Genomic DNA, 21790 nt, shown 5'->3' with positions numbered 1-21790 from the left:
GCAAGCTACAGTCCGATGGCTGCGGAGGGAGAGGTGGCCCTGCGACAGGCATCCAATCGTTAAAGGATGTTTGACCTTTCGTCGCTAGTCTGGCGCCAAACATCAAGCAGGCACCGACGTCAGCATGACGCAAGTACCCTTTCTTTCCATCGTCGCACCTTGTCACAACGAGGAAGAAGGGCTGCGCGAGTTCTGCCGCCGCTCCGCCGCCGCGGCTCATAGCGTTGCCGGCGATGCCTTCGAGCTCATTCTCGTCGATGACGGCTCGTCCGACCGCACCTGGGAGATCATTTCGAACCTGGCGGCTGATGTGCCGCAGGTGCTCGGTATTCGTCTTCTGCGCAATCATGGCCACCAGCTGGCATCGACGGCGGGTCTTGCCGCATCGCGGGGCGAGCGCGTGCTTTTGATCGATGCCGATCTTCAGGATCCGCCCGAGCTGCTTTTGATGATGATGCCGATCATGGAGCGCGGCGCCGACGTTGTTTACGGCCAGCGCACGCGCCGCCAGGGCGAAACCTGGTTCAAACTCGCCTCCGCTTCGCTTTTCTATCGCGCCCTGTCCAAGCTCGCTTCCGTGACCATCCCGCGCGATAGCGGTGATTTCCGGCTGATGCGCCGGCGTGTCGTCGATATCCTGCTGGCGATGCCGGAGCGCGATCGCTTTATCCGTGGCATGGTCAGCTGGATCGGCGGCAGGCAGGTGGCTCTTCCCTACGAGCGTGACGCCCGTTTTGCCGGCACGACGAAATATCCTCTGCGCAAGATGATCAATTTTGCCCTGGATGCGATCACCAGCTTTTCAACGACACCGCTGCGTATAGCCACATGGCTTGGCATGATGAGCGCGGGCGTCGCGATCTCGTTGCTCGTCTACACCTTCGTTCGCTGGCTGCAGGGCGAGACGGTGACCGGCTGGTCGTCGATCATGGCCGCGGTCAGCGCCTTCAGCGCCATCCAGCTGATCTGCATCGGCATCATCGGCGAGTATCTTGGCCGTCTGGTGCAGGAGAGCAAGAGGCGGCCGATGTTCATGGTCGAGACGATCGTGCGCGGCAGTGAACACGCGGAACTGTCGATCGCTTTCTCGGAGATGAGCGCCAGCGACAGGCGCACGGCGCTGGATGCGGCCTTTGCATCCGAAGAGCCACCGCGCTCGCAAAAGAACAGCCGGATCGGATAATGGACCGGATCGCCGCTCCTGCCTTGGCCGCAGCCGGGCCTGAGAAATTGATTGCCAGACAGGACTCCACCGTTGCGATCGTCGCTTTCGTCGGACTTGCCGCGGCTTTGGTTCTCCTGTTTCCCTTTCCGCCAATTCTCGATTACCCCAATCATTACGCCCGTATCTGGCTCCTTTCAGGCGGGATCGGCGAGCAGCCGTTTCCTGAGATCTATGCGGTCGATTGGAACCGCACCTTCACCAATGTCGGGATCGATCTTCTAGCCACCTGGCTGGGGCCGCTTGTCGGTGCCGACAGGCTTGCGCGGGCTTTGCTTTTCCTGGCGATCGTGCTGCCGCCACTGGGCGCGATCGGCCTGCACCGCGCGCTTTTCGGTGGCCGGCACCACTGGCAGACCGCCATGCTGTCGCTTAGCTGGTGCGCCACCATGATCGGCGGCTTCATCAACTTCCAGATCGGCCTCGGCATGGCGCTCGGCTTTGCCTGCATCGATCTCCGGCTGCAGGGTAGAAATCCCGCCCTGGTCTTTGCCTGGCGGCTCGCCGCCGCGCTGCTGCTGACGGTGATGCATCTCTTCGCGCTTGGCTTCTATATGGCGATCGTCTGCGGCCTCGAATTTTCCTGGCGCATCGATATAGTGCGATCGAAGGCGGGTCTGATGCGGCTCGCCGGCCGGTTGGCGCTGGCGCTTGGCGCCTGCGTCCTGCCGCCGTTCGCGCTCTATCTCCATACGGCGGCTTTGCCCAACGCCGGTGGCAACGGCCTTGGCCTTGCCTGGAACGACGGCATCGTCCTGATCGCCCTGAATCTGCTCTCCGCCATCACGACCTATGTTCCGGTGGTGGATGTCGTGCTGGTTCTGCCACTGATCCTCATCTGCATGCGTGCCGTCCGCGCGGGCGATATCCGCATGCATGCCGGGCTTGCCGTCGCCGCCTGCGGCCTGCTGCTTCTGTCCTGTGTTTCGCCTCGCCACATGCTCGGCACCGGATGGATCAGTTGGCGCTTTCCGATCATGACGGCGCTCGTCGCCATGGCGATGGTGTGCCCCTTCGCCAATCTCACGCGCCGGCAGGCGATTCTGCTGGCGCTCATCATCAATCTCGCGGTCTTCGGCCGCACCGGCTGGGTCGGCTGGAACTGGTGGCTGGCACAGAAGGACGTTGCAGCCGTCGAGACTGTGCTTAAAAAGGTGCCTGCCGGCGCGGCCGTGCTGCCCTTGGGACACGAACCCGAGACAGTGAGCGGTCTTGCCCACTCCAACCGCCATTTTTCCTGGGGATTGGATACTTTCCGGCACCTGCCGACGCTTGCTGTGCCGTTCTCGCGAGCTTTCGTGCCGACGCTCTTCACGGCAAAAGGCAAGCAGCCGCTATCCGTTCTGTCGCCATGGTCTGAGATCGCGGTTCCCGAGGGCAATCTGCTGTCGATCGGCGTGCTTTCATGCCCGGCAATGATGCAGGAATATAAAGGCTTCACGCCCTATCTGTCGGACTGGCGCAGACGCTTCGATTTCATCCTTGTCGCCAACGCCGATATCCCCGACCGCTATGTCGGCACCTTGATGCCGGCGGGCCTGACGCTGGTCGAGGATGCCGGTTTCGCGAAGCTTTACGCGATCGACAAGGCGATGCCGGCAGAGCCTCTCTTGATCCCCGCTGGTTGCGCTACGGCGTCATAGGCTGCGGCTCTTCGCGGATCAACTGCCTCCGGACGATTGGCTCATGATCGCGGCCGCCATCCGGTATGGCGATGAGTTGGTCAGCCGGGGAATTTCAGCGCCTTGTCGGCACGGCATTTGGCGAGCTTTAGCTGGCGGAAGGAGAGGATGCGGGTGATGCGGTCCTTGCCATCAGTTTCCACACTCATGCATGCGCAGGCATAGCCGTAATTGCCGTTGGTCTTGACATAATCATGTTCGGAGATGTCGGAGATCAGCTCCATGCCTTCCACCTCGCCGGCATCGTCGCCTTGGGTCATGATCGTCCAGGTGTTCTCCGCGTCCTCCAGCCACCAGTTGGCGGGCGTCGGATTCTCGATCCAGCCGCAGCGCATTTCGGCGGCCTGTGCGTTTGCGGCGATGGCGAGAGCTGCGGTGATGACTGCGGCGGCTATCCGGTATTTCATCGGCTTTTCCTCGTCGCCAGATTTTAATTGTTGATCGCGATGATCGCCCAGTGACTCGCCTCGCAGGCGTTGTCCTCGCAGATCGCGCCCATCCAGACGGCGCCGCCGGCGAGCATGACGCCGTCACTATTGACGAAGAGATCCTCGTATTGCTGGCGTCCGACGGCGCGGCGCGTTTCCGGCGTCACGAGATCGTCGAAATTGTCGATGAAATCTTCAGCGCTCTCGACGTCGTAGGTCTCGCCGTTGGCCTTGACCGTCAGTGGGTATTCGGCAAGGCCGGCGATGGTCTCGGCGTCGCCTGAGCGCATCGCCCGAACAAGTTGGCGCAGCGACCGGTCGAAGCTTGCGGCATCGCCGTGCAGTTCCTCGATGCGGTTATAGACGTCGCTGTCGGACTGCGCGAGAGCGCTTGAGCCGCCAAGGAGAATTGCTCCGAGCAGGAGAAGAGCTGCAGACAGGCGTGACATCGAAGCCTCCGGGCAAATGGCGTAGCGCGACATTATGCGATCGCCGAGGATTCGCGCCTATCCCATTCTGGTGTTTCATCGCGGTTTCCCGTATTAAAAAAATCTATCTGGACTTCTTGACGACCTGATCGGTTTATCGCATAAACCTCACGAACCGTACCGTACGGTACGTATATGGGAGCCATGATCGTGTCCGTCGATACCGCAGAGCCGAGCGAATTTTCGCCGCGCCAGAACGCCGTTCTGGAGCAGGCGCTGCAGTTGCTCGTCGATGGCGGCGAGAAGGCGCTGACGACTTCGGGCGTTGCGCGCGCCGCCAATTGTTCGAAGGAAAGCCTCTATAAGTGGTTTGGTGATCGCGACGGGCTGCTGTCTGCGATGATCGCCTATCAGGCAAGCAAGGTGCGCACCTTCGAACGCAACGGCGAGCGGCTGACGGCGGCGAGCCTGCACGACCATGTCGTCATTTTTGCGCGTGACTTGCTGGAAGTGCTCGCCGGCGACGTCTCGCTGGCCCTGAACCGGCTGGCGATTGGCCAGTCGAACCGCGACGGCTCGAAACTCGGCAAGCTGCTGCTCGAGCGCGGCCGCCGCCAGATCGACCGGCGCGCCATGGCGCTGATCGATGCCGGGAAGAGGGCAGGGCTCCTGCGTTTTTCCGATGCCGACGAGGCTTATCACACGCTTTACGGCCTTGTTGTTTCCGACCTGCATGTGCGCATGCTGCTCGGCGAACCGGGCCTCAAGGATACCGCACGCCAGGCGGAGAGGGCGGTCACCGCCTTCCTCAGGCTCTATGGCACGGACAAGGTTCTGGCGGAGATGCCGGTTCTCGGCTGATTCCGCTTTAATGACAGTCAACAAGACAAGCAAAGGGAAGGAACTTCAAATGCGCGTCTATTACGATCGTGATGCCGATCTCAACCTCATCAAGTCCAAGAAGGTCGCCATCATCGGCTACGGTTCGCAGGGCCGTGCCCATGCGCTGAACCTCAAGGACAGCGGCGCCCAGAACGTCGTCATCGCGCTGAAGGCCGGTTCGCCGACCGTCAAGAAGGCCGAAGCCGATGGCTTCAAGGTCATGACGGTTGCCGAAGCTGCCGCCTGGGCAGACCTGATGATGATGGCCACCCCGGACGAACTGCAGGCCGACATCTACAAGGCTGACATCGCCGGCAACATCCGTGACGGCGCGGCAATCGCCTTCGCTCACGGCCTCAACGTTCATTTCGGCCTCATCGAGCCGAAGGCTTCGGTCGACGTCGTCATGATCGCACCGAAGGGCCCGGGCCACACGGTTCGCGGCGAATACCAGAAGGGCGGCGGCGTTCCCTGCCTCGTTGCCGTTCACCAGAACGCGTCCGGCAATGCGCTTGAACTTGCTCTCTCCTACGCCTGCGGCGTCGGCGGCGGCCGTTCGGGCATCATCGAAACCAACTTCCGCGAAGAGTGCGAAACCGACCTCTTCGGCGAACAGGTCGTTCTCTGCGGCGGTCTGGTCGAGCTCATCCGCGCCGGTTTCGAAACGCTGGTTGAAGCCGGTTACGCTCCTGAGATGGCCTATTTCGAGTGCCTGCACGAAGTGAAGCTGATCGTCGACCTGATCTATGAAGGCGGGATCGCCAACATGAACTACTCGATCTCGAACACGGCCGAGTGGGGCGAATATGTCTCCGGTCCGCGCATCATCACCGCCGAGACCAAGGCCGAGATGAAGCGCGTCCTCAAGGACATCCAGACCGGCAAGTTCACGTCCGATTGGATGCAGGAATACCGCGCCGGCGGCTCGCGCTTCAAGGGCATCCGCCGCCTGAACGACAGCCACCAGATCGAGGAAGTCGGCGCCAAGCTGCGCGGCATGATGCCCTGGATCGGCAAGAACAAGCTGGTCGACAAGTCGGTCAACTAAGCACTTTCTGTGCTGTTGCAGTTTAAGGCCGGGGCGAAAGCTCCGGCCTTTACCGTTCTGCGCTGACGGTCAGCCAGCGGGTTGGCTTGCCGTCGTAGCCGCCGCCGTCGCTCTCGCTGATGGCGATGTTCCGCCAGCCGCCTTTCGTCAAAAGCTCCGACAGCCATTCGGCGGAGGGGTAGTTGTAATAACGACCGAAGCCGTCATGGCCTTCCGCATCGCCTGCCTTGAAGGTCGCATGAATGATGCCGCCCGTCCTTAGGGCGCGCCGGATGCGGGCGAAGACATCGGGCAGCTCGGGCCTCGGGACGTGGAGTAGGCTTGCCTGCGCCCAGACTCCGTCGAAGGCGCTGTCGGCGTCGAGCTCTTGGAACAGCATGACCCTGACCGGCCTGCCGATCAGCGCTTCGGCCTGTCTTGCAAGCTCGGCCGAGCCATCCGTCGGCATAACTTCGAAACCCTGCGACAGCATGTAGGCGCTGTCCTGCCCGCCGCCGCAGCCGAGTTCGAGGATTGCAGCACCCGGGGCAAGCCCGGCGAGGAAGGCATCGAGCCGCTGCTTCGGCAGGCTGCGCGCCCGGTTGGCATATGTCTCGGCATTTTCCTCATAGAAGGCGGAGGTGCGCTCAAGAGGCATGCTGTTCGGCCGATCGGGGGCGTCGGTTGGATTGAAGATGTCTTTCGGGAAGCCGGTCCGCGTCGATGATGTCAATGACGACAATCCCTTCCGATGTCACCCGGTAGAAGGCGACGTGGCGCATGTGGAGGAGGCGGCGAAGGCCAGCGCCGAGTTCGTCGCACTCTTCTCCCATGGAGGGAGCGTGGGAAAGAAGCACGAAAATCCTGTCCCAGTCGAGAAGATAGGCGTCTGCCTGCGCCTCGCCGAAGTTGAGGCAAGCATATTCGTCGATGCCTGATAGCACGGCGTCCGCGGTTCGGGTCAGCCTATAGGTTGTTGTCACGCAGCTTCGCCTTCGTTTCCGACAGGATGTCGGGAATGCGTCGATCGCTCGGGCCGCTTTCCTCAGCCTGTCTCAGGATGTTGCGCAGTTCTTCGTCGTCAAGTTTGTGATGGAGCTGATCCTTCAGAATGAGCTCTGCCAGGAATGCGTCAGCACTGCTGTATCTGCCGCTTGCGACACGGTTTTCGACATATTCCGCCAGATTATCCGGAAGCGAGATCGTCATTTTCGCCATTGGATTCGGTGCCGCCCGCCCACGCCGGTTTTCAGCCATTTCAGATGCCAGATTACCATTTCCCAGTTTGTGATAGAAGCGTTGTGCTGCGCCGTCGAGGGCTTGGGTCACATGCGGATCAGTCTTTTTATCGATGTGGACGGCGCATTCGAGATCCTTGAAATGGCGTCGCAAGTCAGGATATCGGCATCATGGCGCTCCGCGGTCGCAGAAATGATCGCGTCGGTGGTGGCGAGTTTATGAGTTGCCGCGGCGAGGGCGGAATAGATCGCCGGCCCGACGGCTTTGCGGGCGAGGCGGAGAGCCGCGCGCCCCCACCATGTCGGTGCTGACGCCGCCGTTCGTGTGGAACGTCCGGATTTCAGGCCGGGATGAGGCGCGTCCAGCCGTGCTCATCGTTCGTTACGCCCTTCTGCAGACTGACGAGCTGCTGGCGCAGTTCGCTGGTCAATTTGCCGGTCTGTCCGTCTCCGACTGGAAATTCGCCGCCGGCATGTCGAACCAGGCCGATGCCGGCGAGGACCGCGGCCGTGCCGCAAGCGAAGGCTTCGACGAGCCTGCCACTGGCAGCGTCGTCTTGCCATTCCGCGAACGAGTAGGGGCGCTGCTCGACGCGCAAGCCCCTTTCTTCGGCAAGCACGATCACTGAGGCCCGGGTGATGCCCGGCAGAATCGTGCCGCCAAGGGGCGGGGTCACCACTGATCCATCGTTCATCACGAAGAAGACGTTCATGCCGCCGAGTTCTTCGACCCAGCGATGCTCTGCGGCGTCCAGGAAGACGACCTGATCGCAACCCTTCTTCGACGCCTCGGCTTGCGCCACGAGGCTGGCTGCGTAGTTTCCGCCGCATTTTGCCGCGCCAGTACCGCCGCTGGCTGCACGGGTGTATTCGGTCTCGACCCAAAGGGAGACGGCCTTCGCGCCGCCCTTGAAGTAGGCGCCGACCGGAGAGGCGATGATGCAGAAGACATATTCCTGAGCCGGACGAACGCCGAGAAACGCCTCGTTGGCGAACATGAAGGGGCGAAGGTACAGGCTGGCGTCGCCGGACGGAATCCAGTCCTTGTCAACGCGGACCAGTTCTTCGACCGCCTTCAGGAAGAGTTCTTCGGGCACAGGAGGCATCGCCATGCGGGTCGCCGACTGCGCAAAGCGGCGTGCGTTCTCTTCAGGCCGAAAGAGCAGAATCCGGCCATCATCTGCCTTGTAGGCTTTCATGCCCTCGAAGATTTCCTGAGCGTAGTGCAGCACGGCGCTCGCTGGATCGAGCTCCAGGGGGCGCCTCGGCGTAACCTTCGCATCGTGCCAGCCCTTGTCGGCAGTCCATCGTGCCAGGACCATATGATCCGTGAAGACCTTGCCGAAGCCGGGCGTCTCCAGTGCCTGAATGCGGTCGGCGTCGGAGACGGGAGACTTGTGGAGTTCGATTTTGATTTCAGGAGAGGCCGACGTCACGGTCATTGCTGGCACCTTGATAGTAAATTGAATAGTGGCGGCGACACTACCGCCGTCGAGCTGGTCTTGGAAAGGTCTGAATCAGCCGGTTTCGGCTTTGATCAGCGGAATAATCGCTGGATGTGGCTGACGTCGAGCAGCAAAATCGGGATCGAGCGCCTTCGATATTGGATGGCCCCTACATCAAGTGAATCCCGAACATCGGCGGTACTGAAAAGCATTCGGTTGGTTCGGGAAATTTCATCCTTATCGGGAAAGGCGGTCGCCAATCCCGCACTAGGGCTTTGGGATATAAGATCTCCAACTTGTCACCATGACAAGAAAATAGGTCAGTATTATTGACATAATTTTCCCCGCATGGTTTGTCGGCGGTATAGAAAATATGAGGAAACCCCATGCTGAACTGGGACACCATGTTTGCGTCGCGCTCGTCGCGCATGCGCGCATCCGAAATCCGCGAGCTCCTGAAGCTCCTCGACCGCCCCGACATCATCTCCTTTGCCGGCGGCATTCCTGATCCGGCGCTGTTTCCGGATCAGGAATTCAAGCAGGCCTATGCCGATATCTTCGACGGCGCCGCCGTCAATTCGGCGCTGCAATATTCGGTCAGCGAAGGCTACAAGCCGCTGCGCGAATGGCTGGTCGGGCAGATGGCGGCTCTCGGCATCCCTTGCGAGCTCGACAATGTCTTCATCGTGTCCGGTTCGCAGCAGGGCCTCGACTATCTCGGCAAGCTCTTCCTGTCGCCTGATGACACCGCACTCGTGACATGGCCGACCTATCTCGGCGCGCTGCAGGCCTTCAATGCCTATGAACCAGCCTACGATCAGCTGACGCCGAACGGCAACCGGACGCCCGAATCCTACCGTGCGGCCGCTTCCGCTGCCGGCGGCAAGGTGAAGTTCGCCTATCTTTCCGCCGACTTCTCCAACCCGACCGGCGAGACCGTCGATCTCGACGGCCGCAAAAAGGTCCTGGCACTGGCAGAAGATCTCGACATCGCCGTCATCGAGGATGCGGCCTACCAGTCGCTGCGTTACGACGGCGATCCGCTCCCGCCGATCCTGGCGCTCGAGATCGCCGAGAAGGGCCATATCAACGATACGCGCACGATCTATTGCGGCAGCTTCTCGAAGACGCTGGCACCCGGTCTTCGCGTCGGCTTCATCGTCGCCAACGCGCCCGTCATCCGCAAGCTGGTGCTGATGAAGCAGGCGGCCGACCTGCATTCTTCGACGATCAACCAGATGGCGATATCAGATGTCGCCGAGCGCGGGTTCGATGCGCAGGTCGCCAGGATCAAGGCCGCCTACAGCCAACGCCGCGACTGCATGCTGGCCGCACTTGAGAAATACATGCCGGAAGGCACCAGTTGGACGAAGCCGGAAGGCGGCATGTTCATCTGGATCACGCTGCCGGAGGGCATGGACGGCGCCAAGCTGCTGGCGAAATCGCTCGAAACCGCCAAGGTCGCCTTCGTGCCCGGCAAGGCGTTCTTCGCCGATGGTTCGGGCGCCAACACCTTCCGCGTCAGCTTCTCCTGCGCCAACGAGCAGATGATCGAGGACGGCATTGGCCGCCTGAGCGCGCTGATCTCGGCCGAAATCGGCGGCTGATTCCAGCCGCCCGGCTGACGGATCAAGGGCAGGGCGCCGATCAGAAGATCGTCGTCCAGCCTTCGTTCGCCGTCTCGCTCTTGCCGTAGCCGACCCGGTCGGCCACGGCGCCGTCGGCGTTGCGAAGGATGATGTCGCCGCCCCTGTTGGCAAGCTGCGGGCCGCCGACTGCGGCATCGAGCGCTATGGTGCGCAGCTCGCCTGCGCTCAGCGATCCCGACAGCGTATGGGTCCTGCCGTTTTCGTCCTCCAGCTTCCAGCCGTCGAGCGATGCCTCCATGTCGGAGCGGTTGATGATCGTCACCGTTTCGGCCTCGGTGCCGCCTTCACCGTTCACCGGGTTGATCAGCGCGGCGACGATGCGCAGCGACGAGGCGACGATCGGCTGCGGCCGGCGTGTGCCTTCGCCGCGGCCCTGGCCGCCGCGACTGTCGGAAACCGGATGGCCGGTCGCCGCATCGGTGTTCCAGTTCTGCGACTGGAAGCAGAGAAAGATCGCCGCCCATTCGTCGGTATCGTTGAAATGGACGAGCAGGGCGCCGTCCTGGTTCGGCCCGTTGGTGGCCTTGAAGCTGCCGCCGTCGCCTTGGTTCATGTGGATGTCGTGAATGCCGTTGCCCGGCTCGAAACGAAAATATTGGTCGGGCTTGTTGTTCTCGGCCCCCCAGGCCTCGCCGAAGGCGTAGAAATGCACGTCGGAATCGGCAATGCCTTCCTGGACGATCGGCTCGATGAAGTCACGCAGGTCATTCTTCGGCCCGGAGAGCTGGAAGGGCGCGACATTCATGTCTTCGCGCTCGATCAACCCGCCGCGGACATAATCGATTGCGAGCTCCGGACGGTCCTTGCGGATGTCGGTCAGGCCCATCGGCAGAGCTTCGAGCGCCTCCGTCAGCGCCGGATGCTTGAAATCGACGATATCGGCGTAGAGCAGGTCGTGCGGCGATTCCTTGGAGCGGACGTTGAGCGCGATGCGGTAGCTGACGCCATTCGCCTCGATGCGGATTTCGATATGGGGATCATTGTCGTCGTCGAGGGCAAGGGCGCTCGCCGTACCCTTCAGGACCTTGTAATTCTTCAGCATGGAGAACCTCGCGGCGGGTGGCGGGGTTTGACGATAACACGGCGAAAGTGCATCTTTTGTGACGCCTGTCTTCGCCGTGCAATGCCGGATCCGCTATCGCCTATTGCTGGAGATGCGGGCCGAAAAGCTCGAGGTCGGCTTCACCAAGCCTGTCGCTAACCGTGTTCAGCTGGTGCCAATAGGGATAGATCACCGGCGGCAGGCTGACCGCGTCGAGGCGCTTGCGTTCGTCGTCCGTGAGTTTCAGCTCGGCGGCGGCGATGTTGTCGCGGAACTGGGCTTCGGTGCGGCCGCCGATGATGACCGAGGTCACGGCCTTGCGGCCGATCAGCCAGGCGAGCGCCACCTGTGCCGCCGAAACGCCGCGCTCTTCGCCGATCGCGACCAACGTCTCGACGATGTTCCAAAGGCGGTTCTCATCGCGGATCGGCGGTTCGGTCCAGCCGGCGAACTGGCGCGTGCCTTCGGGGGCTGCCTGGTTGCGGCGATGCTTGCCGGAGAGCAGGCCGCCGGCGAGCGGGCTCCAGACCAGCACGCCGAGGCCCTGGTCGATCGAGATCGGCAGCAACTCATATTCGGCGTCGCGGGCCTCCAGCGTATAGTGGATCTGCTGGCTGACGAAGCGCTGGTATCTGTGCTCGTTGGCGATGCCGAGCGCCTTCATGATGTGCCAGCCGGAATAATTCGAGCAGCCGACGTAACGCACCTTGCCCTGCCTGATCAGGGTGTCGAGCGCTTCCATCGTCTCTTCCAGCGGCGTCTGGCCGTCCCATTCATGCACCTGGTAGAGGTCGATGACATCGGTCTTCAGCCGCTTGAGGCTCGCCTCGCATTCGCGGATCAGGTGGTAGCGCGACAGGCCCTGGTCGTTCGGGCCGTCGCCCATGCTGAAGCGGGCCTTGGTGGCGAGCAACACGCCCTGCGGCCGCTTGCCGCCGAGCACATCGCCGATGATGTTTTCGCATTCGCCTGATGAATAGGCGTTGGCGGTGTCGATCAGGTTGATGCCGGCATCGATGCACATGTCGATCATCTTGCGTGCCTCTGCAACGCCGAGGTCGCCGACGGTCTTTGCCCAGCCGACGCCACCGAAGGTCATCGTGCCCATGGTCAAAGTCGAAATCTTCAGGCCGGAACGGCCGAGCAGACGATATTCCATTGAAATTCCTCCCTCATCCAAATGTGAGTGACGTAGCGCAAAGCCCGGCAATGGCAAATCGCCGCGCGTTCACGCCTGCGTGAACTCGCTTGCGCGAGCTCCCACGCTCGCTTGCGTGTGAACTTTCACACGCGGGTTCACTGGCGGGCGAGGATGATCAGGCGATCGGCCTCGGCAAAGGCCAGAAGATCCGATTTCCCGGGATTGACGACGACGCCGGAAAGATTGCGGGCGTCGGCTTCTCCCTGCCGCTGCCGTTGATAGCCGATCGCGACCTCGCCGCGGCGCAGCGCCGCAAGGCAGATCGTATAGAAGGTCAGCGGCTTGTCCATCGAAACATAGTCGGTGACGGGGCGCATGTAGATTTCCGAGCCGTCCTCGTCGAGCAGTTCGTCGAAGATCGCCGCCATCTGGCCGTTCTCGGAGGCCTGCGCCAGCATCAGGCTGACGAGCTTGTTGCTGACGACGAAATCGTCGGCGCGGGTGACGGCGGCAAGCTCACGGTTGCGCACGTCGATCATCTCGCTGACGATGCCGATGTGGCGGCCGGTTTTCTCGGCGATCCGGCGTAGCTGCAAAAGGGTGACGAGCGTGCGGGTGTCGGCGGGCTGTGCGGCCATGTGGTCGGAGTAGCCGAGCACAAGCACGTGGTCGTAGGCGGGAATATCGAGGTCGTCGAGTTCGGCGCGGCTGCTGGTATCGGTGACGCGGCAGGTGACCGCCATGTTGTCGCTCGCAAGCGTCAGGCCACGAACCTCCTCTTCGATATCGGGCGTATCGGCGGCGATGGTGAGTTGCGAACCAGGGGCGACATAACGCGACAGCTCGCGGGCGATGATCGGGCCGCGGCGGTTCCAGCCGAGCATCAGCGTGCGCTCCGCCTTTGTCTCGCGTGTCACTGGAGCCCGGATCGCCTCCTTGTCGATACGCATCTCGGCGGCGGCGCTTTTGATCGCGGCATCGTCTTCGGCGATGATGATGGCGCGCTCGCCGGGCAGGAAGATGCGGTTTGCCGGCGGGTTGAGATGTACCGCGCCCTCGTTGTCGCAGAAGCCGATCAGCGTCGAGCTCTCGTACATCATCACGGCGGCGCCGAAGCTTTTACCGGAGAGTTCGGGCTGCTCGAGCGTATAGATCTCGCAGCCTTCGAAATCGAGCAGTTCGGAATAGACGCCAGACAGTCCCGACTGGCGGCTGGAATGGGCGACAATGCGCGAGATCAGGTCGTCGGCAAGCACCAGTTGCAATTCCTTGCCGCCGACGATGCGCGCCACCTCTGCATTCCTGGTGTCGCGGATTTCGGCGGCGATCTGGTAGGGCTCCTTGCGGCGACCGGGATCGTTGACGAGGGCGAGCACCGTCTTGATGACCTCGGAATCGGCATGGTCGCCTTCCGGCGACAGCACGATGATCGAGCGCGAGGTGTGCGGGTTGACGATGTTGATGTCGTAAAGATCAGTCGGATCGCCGCTGCGACAGATGATACGGGTGTTCCTGAGATTTTCGATCTTGTCGGCAAGCTCGTCCTCCATCTCCACCTTGTCCTTGGCGGCCATGATGACAATGCGCGGGCGGCGCCGGCTGGTGTTGGCAATGACGAGTTCGGAGATGACGTCGAAGATTGAGGGCGACCAGTTGAAGATGATCGTATGGTCGTTTTCGAGCACCTGCGAGCGGCCCTTGCGCAGGTCGTCCAGCTTTTCCTCGAGGCCGGAACTCAGCACGCCGATCAGGGCCGAGAAGACGAAGATGCCCGATATGGTGACGACAAGGGAGACGCCGCGGAAGGGCCAGCCGATATCGCCGCCCATCGTGCCGGCATCCATGGTGCGCATCAGCGATTCCCAGGCGCCCTCGACGAAGCTCAGATGCTCGCCGCCATCAGGCGCAATGCCAGTCAGCGCCAGCACCAGGCCGGCAGCGATGATGGCGACCAGCGATATCACCGCCAGCCAGCCGATCAGGGCGATCGGGCCGGCGGCCATGCTCTTGTCGAACTGGTAGCGCAGGCGCGCGCGCCAAGATGCCCGTCTCATTCTTGCCATCCCCTCGAATCGGCCAGGATCAGGCCGCGTCCACAGGCGATTCCAGAAATCGGAAGGGCGATCAACTGTATTGTCGGCAGGGCGGGCGAACCACCAAGGAAGGTTGTGGGAATGGCGCCGCGGCGGCTGCGGCGCGCTGTCACATCTCTGTAAAGGACCCCTAATAAGGGAGGGGTATCGAAATCGAGGATCCCTCCCATGAAAACGATCGTTTCCGCCGCAACACTTGTCGCTGCGAGCCTCTTTGCCATTCCGGCTTCGGCCGCAAACCTCGTTCTCTACACCAGTCAGCCGAACGAAGACGCACAGGCGACGGTCGACGGCTTCATGGCCGCCAATCCCGATATCAAGGTCGACTGGGTGCGCGACGGAACGCCGAAGATCATGGCGAAGCTCCAGGCCGAGATCCAGGCCGGCAACCCGGTCGCCGACGTTCTCCTCATTGCCGACGTGGTGACGCTGGAGCGCCTCAAGGAAGACGGCAAACTCCTGGCCTACAAGTCGCCGGAAGCCGCAGGGTACGACGCCGCCCTCTATGACGCCGACGGCTATTACTACTCGACCAAGCTGATCACCACCGGCATCATGTATAACGCTTCGGCCGCGATGAAGCCTGCGAGCTGGAAGGACCTGACGAAGCCGGAAGCCAAGGGCCTGGTCACCATGCCGAGCCCGCTTGCCTCGGGTGCGGCCCTTATCCACGCCCAGACGCTTGCCGCCGTTCCCGGCCTCGGCTGGGACTTCTACAAGTCGCTTGCCGAAAACGGTGCGATCGCCGCCGGCGGCAACGGCGCCGTGCTGAAGTCGGTTGCCTCGGGCGAAAAGGCTTATGGCATGGTCGTCGATTACCTGCCGATCCGCGAGAAGGCCAAGGGCGCTCCGGTCGAGTTCGTCTTCCCGAGCGAAGGCGTTTCGGCCGTCACCGAGCCGGTCGGCATCCTCGCCAGCACCAAGAACGCCGATGCCGCCAGGAAGTTCGTCGATTACGTGCTCTCCGAAAAGGGCCAGGAAGGCTTCCTGAAGCTCGGCTACATCCCGGCCCGCAACGGCATGAAGCTGCCGGAAGGCTTTCCGGCGCGCGACACCATCAAGGTCCTGCCGATCAAGGCGGCCGAAGCATTGAAGAATACCGACCAGGATCTCAAGACCTTCTCGGGCATCTACGGCTCGAACTGATCCTTTCATGCACGGATACATCAAAACCGGAAACAGCCAGCCCGCCTGGCTGTTTCCTTTTGTCGTCATCATCGTCCTGATCCTCAGCGTGCTGCCGCTCGCCCGCCTGGCTATGGTCGGGATCGCGGCCTTTGCCGACGGCGGGGTGATGACGGTTCTCGGCGACGCCTCGCTGTGGTCGTCAACCTATTACACGGTCGTCACCGCCATTCTGGGCACAATCATCTCGCTCATCATCGGCTGCCTCTTTGCCTTCCTGCTGACGCTGACCGATATCCGCGCCAAGGGGGCGCTGAGCTTCTTCTTCGTGCTGCCGATGATGATCCCACCGCAGGTGACGGCGCTGGCCTGGGTGCAGATGTCCGGCCCCTCCAGCCCGTTGTTGAAGGCGCTGCATATCGCCCCGCCGCTGGGTTCGCCGCAGCCGCTCTATTCTGTCGGGGGCATCGCGCTGCTTTACGGCGTGCAGCATGCGCCGCTGGTCTACCTGGCGCTGCGGGCTGGGCTTATGACGCTGCCCCGCGACGGCGTCGAGGCAGCACGGCTTTCAGGCGCTACCAGCCTGCGGGTGTTCCGCGACATCATCCTGCCGCTGTCGCTGCCCGGCATCATCGCGGGTGCGGCGATCTCCTTCGTCTCCTGCACCGGCAATTTCGGCATTCCCGCCATTCTCGGCATTCCTGCCTCGATCTTCACGTTGCCGACGTTGATCTTCACCAAGTTTTCCGCTTTCACCAACCGCACTTTCGGCGACGTCGCCGTGCTCTCGGCAATCATCGCCATCATCTCGATCGTCGGGCTGATGATCCAGGACCGAGCGCTGCGCGGCCGCGACTACCGTGTCATCGGGTTATCCGGGGCGAGTGCCGCCTTCGAGCTCGGCGCCTGGCGTTTCGTGTTCACGCCACTCGTCTGGACTATCCTGTTCTTCATGCTGGCCGCGCCCTTTTTCGCGCTGATCGCCGGCGCGCTGGTGCCGGCCTATGGCGTGCCGCTCACCTTCAAGACCATGTCACTGCATGCTTTTCAGGAGATCCTGTTCCGGCAGGCGGTGACGCGCACCGCCTTCATCAACTCGCTGTCACTTGCCGCCGCCATCGCGCTTTGTCTCCTCGTGGTGACAGTGCTTGCGGCCTATGCGCTGACGCGGCGCAGGGATCTGGCTTCCCGCATCGTCTCCAGCCTGATCGAAATACCCTATTCGCTGCCCGGCATCGTCATGGCTGTTTCCTTCATCCTGGTGTTCGCTGCACCGATCCCGATCCTGCACGTCTCGCTTTACGGCACGATCTGGATCATCCTGATCGCCTATTTCTCCTCGTTCTTCGCCGTCAGCCTGAAGCCGGTGGTCAGCGCTTTCCATCAGCTCGATCCGGCGCTGGAAGAGGCCGCACGGCTTTCCGGGGCCGGCTTCTTCCGCCGGCTTGCCGATATCATCGTGCCGCTGATTGCGCCGGCCGCGGGCGCCTCCGTTATCCTTGTCTTCCTGATTGCCTGCAACGAGCTGACGATCTCGGCGCTGCTCTGGTCTGCCGGCACGCAGACGCTCGGTGTTGCCATCTACAATCTCGACGACAGCGGCAGCTCCGACCTTGCCTCGGCGCTGTCGGTGCTCGTCGTGCTCATGGTCGTCGTGCTGATGCTGCTGCTCGAACTTCTGGCGAAACGACTGCCGAAAGGAGTGGTCCCATGGCGAGGCTGACCCTCAACCAGCTCGGCAAGGATTTTGGTACCGGGCGCGCCGCCGTCAGCGGTTTTTCGCTCGATGTGCGCGAGGGCGGCTTCCTGGCGTTGCTCGGGCCTTCCGGCTGCGGCAAGACGACGGTGCTGCGCATGATCGCCGGTTTCGAGACGCCCTCCGACGGCTCGATCCATCTCGGCGAGCGCCTGCTGGCCGATGCCGCGCAGTCGCTGTCGCCGGAAAGACGCAACATGGCGATGGTCTTCCAGTCCTATGCGCTCTGGCCGCATATGAGCGTCGCCGACAATGTCGGTTATCCCCTCAAGGTGCGCGGCATCTCGGGCGAGGCTTACCGGGCGAAGGTGCGCGACGCGCTTTCCACCGTGCGGCTTGCCGATTATGCCGAGCGGCGCCCGGCTGATCTCTCCGGCGGCCAGCGCCAGCGCGTGGCGCTCGCCCGCTGCCTGGTGACATCGCCTGACGTGGTATTGCTCGACGAGCCGCTCGCCAATCTTGACCGGCACCTGAAACAGGAGATGGAAGAGACTTTTCGCGAGTTCCACCAGCGCTCGGGCGCAACGATGATTTATGTCACCCACGACCAGAGCGAAGCGATGGCGCTCGCGACTGACGTTGCCGTGATGTCGGAGGGCCGGCTGCTGCAGGTGGCGGCTCCCGCCGAGATCTACGCGCGGCCGGAAGGGCGCATCGTCGGCGGGCTGATCGGGCGAGGCGCGATCGTGACGCTGCCGCGTCCCGCCGGCGATGGCAGGGCGCTCGACTGGCCTGCGCTGGAGCCGCTGTTTGCCGGTGCTGCCGCCGGGGCAGCCAGCGGCGACAGGGTGGACGTCCTCGTCCGGCCGGAGGATGTCATCGTCTCCGGCGAGAATATCGCCGCCGGCGAGGGGATTGCGGCGACGGTCGAATCCATTCTCTTCGAGGGCGAGCGATATGCGCTGAAGTTCATCCTCGCCGATAGTCAGGTACTGCGGGCCTATACCCGTTTTCCCGTCCGGACGGGTGACGGCCTCAGGCTATCGGTGCGCTCGGCATGGCGGCTTTGAGACGCCGCACTCAGCCAGAATCATTCACTGCCGGAACATTGCCAGCGGATGACGCGGCAGCTGCCGGTTTGTTTTCTACAGCTGCGGATTGCCTGGCGCTGGGCCTCACGATTGTCGTAACCCCAGCCGGAGCCCCAGCCGCCGCGATGGCCGACGGCCAGCGCGCCGCAGCCATTGCGGAACCAGATGGCGATCCGGCAGTCATTGGCGCTGCTGTCGCAATTGCGCCGGGCAACGGTTTCGGCGTCGCCGCGATTGTCATAAGCATAGGACCAGCCGATAGCGCTGGTCGACGGCGAATAGGCGATGGCGCCGTAGGTGTCGGCAAGGGCCGAGCCGGCGAGGGACGTCAGAACCGCAAGCGATGCAAGAACCCGCTTCATGAAATGCCCCCGCGCCGGAACGGCGATTGTCCTCTGCGAAGAACTATTCGAGGCTTGCGGCGGAATGTCTGCGGCCGAAGTCACAGGTAATCGCGTCCGGGGCTGTAAGAGGGGTGGTTGTCCGCATATTTCTTGGCTCCGCCATCTTTTCCTGCGGCTTCTGCTGGTTAAGGTACTCCCCGCAACCGGATCCTTCCCATGTCGCTTCGCCTCGCCACCTTCAATGTCGAAAATCTCCTGACCCGTTTCGATTTCACCGGCTTCCGCAATCAACTGCGCCAGGACCGCGTCATCAAGCTTTTCCAGGTGTCGAGCGAGGGCGTCTACCAGCAGCTCGAGCAGGCCCGCGTCATCGCGGCGACCGACGACACCAGGCAGATGACCGCGCTCGCAATCGCCGACGCGGATGCCGATATCCTCTGCCTGCAGGAAATCGACAACATGGCTGCCCTTCAGGCCTTCGAATACGGCTATCTCTTCCGCATGGTCGGAAACGGTTACCGGCAGAAATACCTGGTCGAGGGCAATGACAGTCGCGGCATCGATGTTGCTGTGCTGATGCGCGAGGAAACGCGCGACGGCCAGAAAATCGAGCTCAGGGACATCAAAAGCCATGCGATGACGACCTATCGCGATCTCGATCTCTTCGACGAAGAGCTGGCGCTCACCAACCGCATCGACGACAAGATCTTCAAGCGCGATTGTCTGGAGCTCGATCTTCTGATCGGCGGCCGGCCTTTTTCGCTCTACGTCGTACATTTCAAGTCCATGGGCAATCCGCGCGACGGGCTGGACGGGCGGCAATCGACCATGCCGATCCGCCGCGCCGAGGCGCGCGCCGTTCGCCGCATCATCGAGGATCGCTTCGGGGCGGATCAAGCCGGCACGAAGAGCTTCGCTATCTGTGGCGACATGAATGATTATCAGGAGCGCGTCGATGTCATCGGCCGCCGCGGCGCCGGCTATCGTTTCGAGCATCAGGATGAGGCCGAAAGCGCACTCGACGTTTTCAGCCGCGATGGCTTTGCCGAAAATGTGGTGCGCCGCCGCGCAGTCCTCGACCGCTGGACGCTCTATCACGCGCGCGGGCCGCAGGAGCAGTGGCTCTGCCAGCTCGATTATCTCTGGCTTTCGCCAGCACTCGCCGCCCACAATGTCGGCCGCCTGCCGGAAATCATCCGCAGCGGCCAGCCTTACCGCACCATCTTCCCGCCGGGGCAGGAGGTGGAGCGTTATCCGCGCACCGGCTGGGACAGGCCGAAGGCGTCCGATCACTGCCCCGTCGTCATGACACTGGATCTCCCATGAATGCGAATTTGAACGCGAATTTCACAAACAGCAATTTTTCTGACGATTTCGCCGGCTGGCCGCCGGAGGCCACGGTCTTCCCGATTGCCGGCGTGGATCTGCGCATCCTGCCCGGTCCCCATCCTTTGGTCGTCGCCGACGAAACGGCGATCCGGGAGAACTGGGCCAGAGAGACTGCCGCCAATCCGGCGCTGTTCGACGGGCGCATGGTGTTCCAGCGGCTGGTATCACTCAGTGAAGACGGGATTGCAGGCGAGGGCCACGTCATTCCCTTTTCCGCCTTCATGTGGTGGCGCCGCCAGCCGCAGCGCCAGGGCGGCCTCCATCTCTTCGCCTATCCCGTGCTCGAAACCTCCGACGGTGCGCTGGTGGCGATCCGCATGGGCGCGCATACGGCCAATCCCGGCCAGGTCTATTTCGCGGCCGGCTCGCTGGAGCCCGAGGATGTCGTCGACGGACGCTGTGACATTGAGGCAAACATGCGCCGCGAAGTCCAGGAGGAGACCGGGCTCGATCTTGCCGAATCCGTGGCGGGGCAGGGGCTGTTCGCCACCCGTAACAAGCGCACGGTAACGCTGCTGCGGCTCTACCGCTTCGAGATGACGGCTGACGAGATGATCGCGCGGATCGAGAGCCACATGCTCGTCGCCGAGGACCAGGAGATCGCGGGCGCCGTGGCGATCCGCTCGGCCGATCCTTCGGCCCATCCCTATAACATCGCCATGCTGCCCGTGATCGACTGGTATTTTGGCAAGGCCGAGCGGAGTTGATGTATGCCGCCTAAAACCGTGTAGCGTTTCGGGATAACGGCATCCATCACCCAAAGATCGAAAGCGCGTCATGTGAATCCGGTTGGCATGACGCGTTTTAGCGCCTTGCACTCGCTCGCCCGGTCGGGCAGGTTGGCGGCGCGATGACGATTCAAGGAGGCTGATGTGGCGCGAAGCTACAGCGTCTATGACGTGTTCACCGATCGAAAGCTTGCGGGCAACCCGCTGGCGGTGATCTTCGACGGAGACAATCTCAGCGACGAGGCGATGCAGGCGATCACCCGGGAGATCAATCTCTCGGAGACGGTCTTCGTGCAGCCTTCGGCCAACCCCGCCTATGCGGCGCGTCTGAGGATATTCACGCCGGGGCGCGAGCTGCCGTTTGCCGGCCATCCGACGGTCGGCACGGCGGTGGCGCTGGCCGAACGGGCGCATGGTGCTGCGACGCGCGATCTCGTCACGGTGCTCGAGGAAAATGTCGGGCCGGTGCGTTGCGCGGTGCGGCTGAGAGAGGGTGAGGCGAGCTTTGCCGAATTCGACCTGCCGCGCAAATCGCAGCCGGCCATCATGCCGCTCGACAAGCTCGGCATCGCCGATGCGCTGTCGCTGAAGGTGACCGAGATCGGCTTCGAAAATCACGTCCCGTCGGTCTGGAGCGCCGGCGTTCCCTTCCTGCTCATTCCGGTGCACGATGTTGGAGCCACGCAGCGGGTGGAATTCGATCCGCAGCTCTGGGAAAAGATCGTGCCCTTCGTCGATGGCGCGCTTGCCTCGGCCTATGTCTATTGCCGTGGCGGCGTCAACCACGTGGCAAAGTTTCACGCGCGCATGTTCGCAAGCGGCATGGGCATCGTCGAAGATCCGGCCACCGGCTCGGCGGCGGCCGCACTCTCCGGCGCCATCCATCATTTCGACCGGCTGACGGACGGGCATCACCCGATCATGATCGAGCAGGGCGTCGAGATGGGCCGGCCGTCCTTCATTCACCTGCATATCGATGTCGACGGCGGGGCGATCTCCAACGCGCGGATCGGCGGCCAGGCGGTGCGGCTGGCCAGCGGCACGCTCGACCTTTGATTTCACTGGAGCGCCGCGCGTCCGATAGGACGCGCTAGGACGCTCTATCACTTTGAATCTGCGCATAATCCTTTCCAAAAATCG

Annotated in this window: 21 protein-coding genes and 1 pseudogene; 11 read left to right on the top strand and 11 right to left on the bottom strand. The window is 62.5% G+C overall.

The genetic code is table 11. The features are described 5' to 3' along the window. The first annotated feature begins 124 nt into the window (after positions 1–124). The gene (locus tag C3Y91_RS34860) at positions 125–1183 is read left to right on the top strand and encodes a glycosyltransferase family 2 protein (protein ID WP_075224067.1); all 1059 of its coding nucleotides are present in this window, start codon (positions 125–127) and stop codon (positions 1181–1183) included. Then, on the top strand, positions 1183–2865 hold the full coding sequence (locus C3Y91_RS34855; RefSeq protein WP_075224066.1) for a hypothetical protein: 1683 nt from the start codon (positions 1183–1185) through the stop codon (positions 2863–2865). Before C3Y91_RS34860 ends, C3Y91_RS34855 begins: the two co-directional genes overlap by 1 nt. A gap of 80 nt (positions 2866–2945) precedes the next feature. Here the strand turns inward: C3Y91_RS34855 and C3Y91_RS34850 are convergent, their stop codons facing one another. Both C3Y91_RS34850 and C3Y91_RS34845 read right to left on the bottom strand, forming a co-directional pair. After that, positions 2946–3311, bottom strand: a complete 366-nt coding sequence (locus C3Y91_RS34850) for a DUF4087 domain-containing protein (RefSeq protein ID WP_075224065.1) — start codon at positions 3309–3311, stop codon at positions 2946–2948. Positions 3312–3334: 23 nt separating this feature from the next. Then, on the bottom strand, positions 3335–3814 hold the full coding sequence (locus C3Y91_RS34845) for a hypothetical protein (protein WP_174826507.1): 480 nt from the start codon (positions 3812–3814) through the stop codon (positions 3335–3337). 141 nt (positions 3815–3955) lie between these two features. Between C3Y91_RS34845 and C3Y91_RS34840 the strand changes: the two genes are divergently transcribed. Further along, positions 3956–4621, top strand: coding sequence for a TetR/AcrR family transcriptional regulator (locus tag C3Y91_RS34840; protein ID WP_018074237.1), 666 nt, complete (start codon positions 3956–3958; stop codon positions 4619–4621). A 10-nt stretch (positions 4622–4631) separates the two neighbouring features. Further along, a complete protein-coding gene (gene ilvC, locus C3Y91_RS34835; RefSeq protein ID WP_018482866.1) occupies positions 4632–5690 on the top strand; it encodes a ketol-acid reductoisomerase in 1059 nt (352 codons plus the stop codon). 49 nt (positions 5691–5739) lie between these two features. On the opposite strand, the gene C3Y91_RS34830 is transcribed toward ilvC, so the two are convergent. The 5 genes and pseudogenes from C3Y91_RS34830 to C3Y91_RS34810 all read right to left on the bottom strand — a co-directional run bounded on the left by C3Y91_RS34830 (position 5740) and on the right by C3Y91_RS34810 (position 8349). Next, a complete protein-coding gene (locus C3Y91_RS34830; RefSeq protein ID WP_164020921.1) occupies positions 5740–6327 on the bottom strand; it encodes a class I SAM-dependent methyltransferase in 588 nt (195 codons plus the stop codon). After that, positions 6317–6652 carry a type II toxin-antitoxin system RelE/ParE family toxin gene (locus C3Y91_RS34825; RefSeq protein ID WP_024320838.1) on the bottom strand — a complete coding sequence of 112 codons (336 nt, stop codon included), beginning with the start codon at positions 6650–6652 and terminating at the stop codon, positions 6317–6319. Before C3Y91_RS34825 ends, C3Y91_RS34830 begins: the two co-directional genes overlap by 11 nt. After that, positions 6636–6887, bottom strand: a complete 252-nt coding sequence (locus C3Y91_RS34820) for a ribbon-helix-helix domain-containing protein (RefSeq protein ID WP_018074241.1) — start codon at positions 6885–6887, stop codon at positions 6636–6638. The genes C3Y91_RS34825 and C3Y91_RS34820 overlap by 17 nt, the downstream gene beginning before the upstream one ends. Positions 6888–7010: 123 nt before the next feature. Next, positions 7011–7141 (bottom strand): annotated as a pseudogene (locus tag C3Y91_RS38635) (PIN domain-containing protein); the annotation flags it as partial. A 107-nt stretch (positions 7142–7248) separates the two neighbouring features. Further along, the gene (locus C3Y91_RS34810) at positions 7249–8349 is read right to left on the bottom strand and encodes a branched-chain amino acid aminotransferase (protein WP_075224063.1); all 1101 of its coding nucleotides are present in this window, start codon (positions 8347–8349) and stop codon (positions 7249–7251) included. A 389-nt stretch (positions 8350–8738) separates the two neighbouring features. On the opposite strand from C3Y91_RS34810, the gene C3Y91_RS34805 reads away from it, so the two are divergent. After that, positions 8739–9959, top strand: coding sequence for an aminotransferase-like domain-containing protein (locus C3Y91_RS34805; RefSeq protein WP_024320841.1), 1221 nt, complete (start codon positions 8739–8741; stop codon positions 9957–9959). Between the two features lie 40 nt (positions 9960–9999). On the opposite strand, the gene C3Y91_RS34800 is transcribed toward C3Y91_RS34805, so the two are convergent. The 3 genes from C3Y91_RS34800 to C3Y91_RS34790 form a co-directional block, all read right to left on the bottom strand. After that, positions 10000–11043: a DUF2278 family protein gene (locus tag C3Y91_RS34800; RefSeq protein WP_075224062.1), complete on the bottom strand. Its 1044-nt coding sequence runs from the start codon at positions 11041–11043 to the stop codon at positions 10000–10002. Positions 11044–11143: 100 nt separating this feature from the next. Then, entirely contained in the window at positions 11144–12202 is a 1059-nt protein-coding gene (locus C3Y91_RS34795; RefSeq protein WP_018074245.1) for an aldo/keto reductase, read from the bottom strand. Positions 12203–12339: 137 nt separating this feature from the next. Beyond that, on the bottom strand, positions 12340–14238 hold the full coding sequence (locus C3Y91_RS34790) for a CASTOR/POLLUX-related putative ion channel (RefSeq protein WP_024320842.1): 1899 nt from the start codon (positions 14236–14238) through the stop codon (positions 12340–12342). Positions 14239–14445: 207 nt separating this feature from the next. Here C3Y91_RS34790 and C3Y91_RS34785 point away from each other — a divergent pair, with 207 nt between their 5' ends. From C3Y91_RS34785 to C3Y91_RS34775, 3 genes are read left to right on the top strand one after another with little or no spacing between them, the layout of a single operon-like run. Then, entirely contained in the window at positions 14446–15423 is a 978-nt protein-coding gene (locus C3Y91_RS34785) for an ABC transporter substrate-binding protein (protein WP_168576353.1), read from the top strand. A gap of 7 nt (positions 15424–15430) precedes the next feature. Further along, positions 15431–17125 (top strand): ABC transporter permease, encoded by a 1695-nt coding sequence (locus C3Y91_RS34780; RefSeq protein WP_168576352.1) that lies wholly within the window; start codon positions 15431–15433, stop codon positions 17123–17125. Further along, positions 17113–18168: an ABC transporter ATP-binding protein gene (locus C3Y91_RS34775; protein ID WP_018074249.1), complete on the top strand. Its 1056-nt coding sequence runs from the start codon at positions 17113–17115 to the stop codon at positions 18166–18168. Before C3Y91_RS34780 ends, C3Y91_RS34775 begins: the two co-directional genes overlap by 13 nt. A 20-nt stretch (positions 18169–18188) precedes the next feature. Here C3Y91_RS34775 and C3Y91_RS34770 read toward each other — a convergent pair whose 3' ends face one another. Continuing rightward, positions 18189–18551 (bottom strand): DUF4189 domain-containing protein, encoded by a 363-nt coding sequence (locus C3Y91_RS34770; protein WP_018074250.1) that lies wholly within the window; start codon positions 18549–18551, stop codon positions 18189–18191. A 198-nt stretch (positions 18552–18749) separates the two neighbouring features. Between C3Y91_RS34770 and C3Y91_RS34765 the strand changes: the two genes are divergently transcribed. From C3Y91_RS34765 to C3Y91_RS34755, 3 genes are all read left to right on the top strand, one after another. Next, a complete protein-coding gene (locus C3Y91_RS34765; protein ID WP_018074251.1) occupies positions 18750–19859 on the top strand; it encodes an endonuclease/exonuclease/phosphatase family protein in 1110 nt (369 codons plus the stop codon). Further along, positions 19856–20629, top strand: a complete 774-nt coding sequence (locus C3Y91_RS34760) for an NUDIX hydrolase (RefSeq protein WP_168576351.1) — start codon at positions 19856–19858, stop codon at positions 20627–20629. Before C3Y91_RS34765 ends, C3Y91_RS34760 begins: the two co-directional genes overlap by 4 nt. A 165-nt stretch (positions 20630–20794) precedes the next feature. After that, the gene (locus C3Y91_RS34755; RefSeq protein WP_018074253.1) at positions 20795–21706 is read left to right on the top strand and encodes a PhzF family phenazine biosynthesis protein; all 912 of its coding nucleotides are present in this window, start codon (positions 20795–20797) and stop codon (positions 21704–21706) included. The last annotated feature ends 84 nt before the right edge of the window (positions 21707–21790 follow it).

The sequence above is a fragment of the Rhizobium ruizarguesonis genome, from assembly GCF_012349115.1.
GTDB lineage: Bacteria > Pseudomonadota > Alphaproteobacteria > Rhizobiales > Rhizobiaceae > Rhizobium > Rhizobium ruizarguesonis.
The sequence above is the reverse complement of the archived record's forward strand: the minus strand, read 5'-3'. Positions and strand labels throughout refer to the sequence as shown.

Excerpts from the sequence above, each read along its gene's own strand:
- C3Y91_RS34860 (WP_075224067.1), top strand. The coding sequence starts at position 125 with ATGACGCAAGTACCCTTTCTTTCCATCGTCGCACCTTGTCACAACGAG.
- C3Y91_RS34855 (WP_075224066.1), top strand. The coding sequence starts at position 1,183 with ATGGACCGGATCGCCGCTCCTGCCTTGGCCGCAGCCGGGCCTGAGAAA.
- C3Y91_RS34850 (WP_075224065.1), bottom strand. The coding sequence starts at position 3,311 with ATGAAATACCGGATAGCCGCCGCAGTCATCACCGCAGCTCTCGCCATC.
- C3Y91_RS34845 (WP_174826507.1), bottom strand. The coding sequence starts at position 3,814 with ATGTCGCGCTACGCCATTTGCCCGGAGGCTTCGATGTCACGCCTGTCT.
- C3Y91_RS34840 (WP_018074237.1), top strand. The coding sequence starts at position 3,956 with ATGGGAGCCATGATCGTGTCCGTCGATACCGCAGAGCCGAGCGAATTT.
- ilvC (WP_018482866.1), top strand. The coding sequence starts at position 4,632 with ATGACAGTCAACAAGACAAGCAAAGGGAAGGAACTTCAAATGCGCGTC.
- C3Y91_RS34830 (WP_164020921.1), bottom strand. The coding sequence starts at position 6,327 with ATGCCTCTTGAGCGCACCTCCGCCTTCTATGAGGAAAATGCCGAGACA.
- C3Y91_RS34820 (WP_018074241.1), bottom strand. The coding sequence starts at position 6,887 with ATGGCGAAAATGACGATCTCGCTTCCGGATAATCTGGCGGAATATGTC.
- C3Y91_RS34810 (WP_075224063.1), bottom strand. The coding sequence starts at position 8,349 with ATGACCGTGACGTCGGCCTCTCCTGAAATCAAAATCGAACTCCACAAG.
- C3Y91_RS34805 (WP_024320841.1), top strand. The coding sequence starts at position 8,739 with ATGCTGAACTGGGACACCATGTTTGCGTCGCGCTCGTCGCGCATGCGC.
- C3Y91_RS34800 (WP_075224062.1), bottom strand. The coding sequence starts at position 11,043 with ATGCTGAAGAATTACAAGGTCCTGAAGGGTACGGCGAGCGCCCTTGCC.
- C3Y91_RS34795 (WP_018074245.1), bottom strand. The coding sequence starts at position 12,202 with ATGGAATATCGTCTGCTCGGCCGTTCCGGCCTGAAGATTTCGACTTTG.
- C3Y91_RS34790 (WP_024320842.1), bottom strand. The coding sequence starts at position 14,238 with ATGAGACGGGCATCTTGGCGCGCGCGCCTGCGCTACCAGTTCGACAAG.
- C3Y91_RS34785 (WP_168576353.1), top strand. The coding sequence starts at position 14,446 with ATGAAAACGATCGTTTCCGCCGCAACACTTGTCGCTGCGAGCCTCTTT.
- C3Y91_RS34780 (WP_168576352.1), top strand. The coding sequence starts at position 15,431 with ATGCACGGATACATCAAAACCGGAAACAGCCAGCCCGCCTGGCTGTTT.
- C3Y91_RS34775 (WP_018074249.1), top strand. The coding sequence starts at position 17,113 with ATGGCGAGGCTGACCCTCAACCAGCTCGGCAAGGATTTTGGTACCGGG.
- C3Y91_RS34770 (WP_018074250.1), bottom strand. The coding sequence starts at position 18,551 with ATGAAGCGGGTTCTTGCATCGCTTGCGGTTCTGACGTCCCTCGCCGGC.
- C3Y91_RS34765 (WP_018074251.1), top strand. The coding sequence starts at position 18,750 with ATGTCGCTTCGCCTCGCCACCTTCAATGTCGAAAATCTCCTGACCCGT.
- C3Y91_RS34760 (WP_168576351.1), top strand. The coding sequence starts at position 19,856 with ATGAATGCGAATTTGAACGCGAATTTCACAAACAGCAATTTTTCTGAC.